We start from the raw sequence: 2,724 nt of genomic DNA on the forward strand, positions 1-2,724 counted from the left end.
AATGACTAACTGTAATTAGAGGCAAAAGTGTAATCCAGATGTCATGAGAGATTGGTGGAAGCAATGGCTGATAAACCTGGGATGGTCACAGTCCTTGCTACTTGGGACTCTGGATATTGTGTTAGTGCTGGCGCTGACATATATGATCCTAGTTATCATTAGTGAGCGCCGGACATTGTGGATGGTGCGGGGGTTTATTATCTTAATGCTAGCCTCAACAATAAGTGGCAAATTAGGACTACCTCTGCTAAGTTTTGTACTAGAAAAGTTGGTGATTGGTTGTGCTGTAGCGATGGCAGTTGCTCTCCAGTCTGAGTTTCGACGCTTTTTGGAGCAACTGGGGCGTGGCGAATTCCGTCAGCTGTTTCAACCCGACCGTTTGGCAATCCCCAAATCTGATAGTGTAATTGATGAAATTGTTGAGGCTGTTAAAGAATTATCAAAAAACCGCATTGGAGCTTTACTAATTTTGGAAACCACAGGGCAAATTGATGAGCGAGATTTTTCTGTGCCAGGAGTAAAGCTAAATGCTGAGGTTTCTAAGGAACTTATCCAGACAATTTTTCAGCCGAAAACTTTGTTACACGATGGAGCGACATTGATTCGCGGCTCACGGATTGTGTCATCGGGTATAATTTTACCACTTTCGGGACGGACAGCCTCGCGCCAGTTGGGAACACGCCACCGGGCGGCAATGGGAATTACTGAGCGCGTCGAAAATTGCATTTGTGTCGTTGTATCTGAAGAAACGGGTTCCATTTCTTTAGCGGAACGGGGAATCCTAAATAGACCACTGACGATTAAGAAGCTGAAAGAGTCATTAGAGGATCTTTTGTCCCCAACCGTGGATAGGGAAGCTGTTGCTCCTGGTCTGTTGAGTTTTGTTCATCAAATAGGTAGGAAAACACTAGCACTGGTTTCACGTTTACTCAGATTACCATCGACCGCTTCTCGAGATAAAAAATGACAGCACAACAAACTAAACTGCAAGATTTACCTACTGACTTAAAACGAGAACTATTGCCGCAGCACGTTGCGGTGATTATGGATGGCAATGGTCGATGGGCTAAACGTCAGGGTCTACCCCGGATTATGGGTCATAAGCGAGGAGTCGATGCTCTTAAGGATTTACTTCGCTGTTGTCAAGATTGGGGAATTCAAGCGCTGACAGCTTATGCTTTCTCGACAGAGAACTGGAAAAGACCGCAGGAAGAGGTGGATTTTTTGATGACTCTGTTTCAAAGAGTTTTGCGCCAAGAACTGCGGGAAATGGTCGAAGAGAATGTCCAAATTAAGTTTGTGGGAAATTTGCAAGACCTGCCACGATCGCTCCAACAAGAAATATCCCGTTCAATGGAAGAAACTAAGGATAATCGCGGTATCCAGTTTTCGGTAGCAACTAATTATGGCGGACGGCAGGAAATTTTACAAGCTTGTCAGGCGATCGCAAAGCAAGTTCAGCAAGGTCTGCTACAACCTGATGAAATTGATGAACATCTGTTTGAGAGCCACTTGTACACAGCAGGAATTACTGACCCAGATTTGTTAATCCGCACAAGTGGAGAAATGCGCCTCTCAAATTTCCTTCTCTGGCAAATGGCTTATGGGGAAATTTACATCACCGATACTCTCTGGCCTGATTTTGACCGTGCTGAGTTTCACCGCGCCTTGTGTGCCTACCAGCAACGGGATCGACGGTTTGGGAAAGTGTAAAATCAGTGAGGAGTTAAGAGTACTGAGTTAAGAAGTAATTCAGCATTAAAGGCGCGTAGTTTACCGCCGCAGGTCTGAGCCTGCGCCGTACCACTTCGTGGAAGCAAGCTACGCGCAGCGCGATGCCCTGAGCTTGCCGTTCGCGCAGCGTCTCGTAGAGAAGGGTCTCGTAGAGAAGGGTCTCGTAGAGAAGGGCATCGCATATCTTAGTTTATATAGAGTCTTTCTGGGAAGGAATAGGTTGTTGATCATGACAATCAAGAATAAATAAATTTAGATAGGAATTTAGCTATTTAGTTTTGCTCAGGACTTACGCACTCAAAACCTGAAACTTCGATCCCCCCTAACCCCCCTTTTTAAGGGGGGGGATCTTAAAGAGCCAACTTTTTAAGGGGGTTGAGGGATCTCTTATGCGTAAGTCCTATTGCTCTCTAACGCCTCCGGTGCGATCGCCCCCCAATATTCTTGGTTATATTCAACATATATCTCCAACGCTGTCTGTAAATGAATCCTCGCCTCTGCGTAGTTTTCTTCTACTTCTGCAAGCGTTCCTAAACAGTAGTAGGTGAGTGCTTAGGAATAGCGATCGCCAATTTAAACTTTGATTTTTAGCTTACAATTTAGTAATATAGGTAGTTTTGTACAAAATCTCCAAATGCTGACAGAGTATATTCAAGCAGCTTTGCACAGAGCAAACTATGAAATTTTAGAAGATGGTACTTTTTATGCAGAAGTACCTGAATTGCAAGGGTTATATGCGAATGCCTCTACACTGGAAGCTTGCAGAAAAGAGTTAAAACAATCTTTGGAAGAGTGGATTGTTTTCGGACTACAGTTAAGGCATAATTTACCTGAATTAGACGGAATCTCTCTTGCTTTGAAAAAGGATGCGGCTTAATACCAAACTTGGGGGATTAACCCAGGGTAAGCTCATCTAATTTGGTATAATGTGAACTTGACAAATCAAACAAAATAAGCATGAGAGACTGCCTAGAAAAAATACTTGACAGA

General features: G+C 43.9%; 4 protein-coding genes. 3 read left to right on the plus strand and 1 reads right to left on the minus strand.

What is annotated here, in order from left to right:
- The first annotated feature begins 43 nt into the window (after window positions 1-43).
- A complete protein-coding gene (gene cdaA / locus ACYTXL_RS28290) occupies window positions 44-967 on the plus strand; it encodes a diadenylate cyclase CdaA (RefSeq protein ID WP_461927540.1) in 924 nt (307 codons plus the stop codon).
- Window positions 964-1,713 carry an isoprenyl transferase gene (locus ACYTXL_RS28295; protein WP_461927541.1) on the plus strand — a complete coding sequence of 250 codons (750 nt, stop codon included), beginning with the start codon at window positions 964-966 and terminating at the stop codon, window positions 1,711-1,713. The genes cdaA and ACYTXL_RS28295 overlap by 4 nt, the downstream gene beginning before the upstream one ends.
- A gap of 2 nt (window positions 1,714-1,715) precedes the next feature.
- On the opposite strand, the gene ACYTXL_RS28300 is transcribed toward ACYTXL_RS28295, so the two are convergent.
- Complete coding sequence (locus tag ACYTXL_RS28300) at window positions 1,716-1,916, minus strand: hypothetical protein (RefSeq protein WP_461927542.1); 201 nt, start codon at window positions 1,914-1,916, stop codon at window positions 1,716-1,718.
- A 398-nt stretch (window positions 1,917-2,314) separates the two neighbouring features.
- On the opposite strand from ACYTXL_RS28300, the gene ACYTXL_RS28305 reads away from it, so the two are divergent.
- Window positions 2,315-2,611, plus strand: a complete 297-nt coding sequence (locus tag ACYTXL_RS28305) for a type II toxin-antitoxin system HicB family antitoxin (protein ID WP_461927543.1) — start codon at window positions 2,315-2,317, stop codon at window positions 2,609-2,611.
- Window positions 2,612-2,724: the final 113 nt, after the last annotated feature.

Source organism: Nostoc sp. (assembly GCF_054880495.1).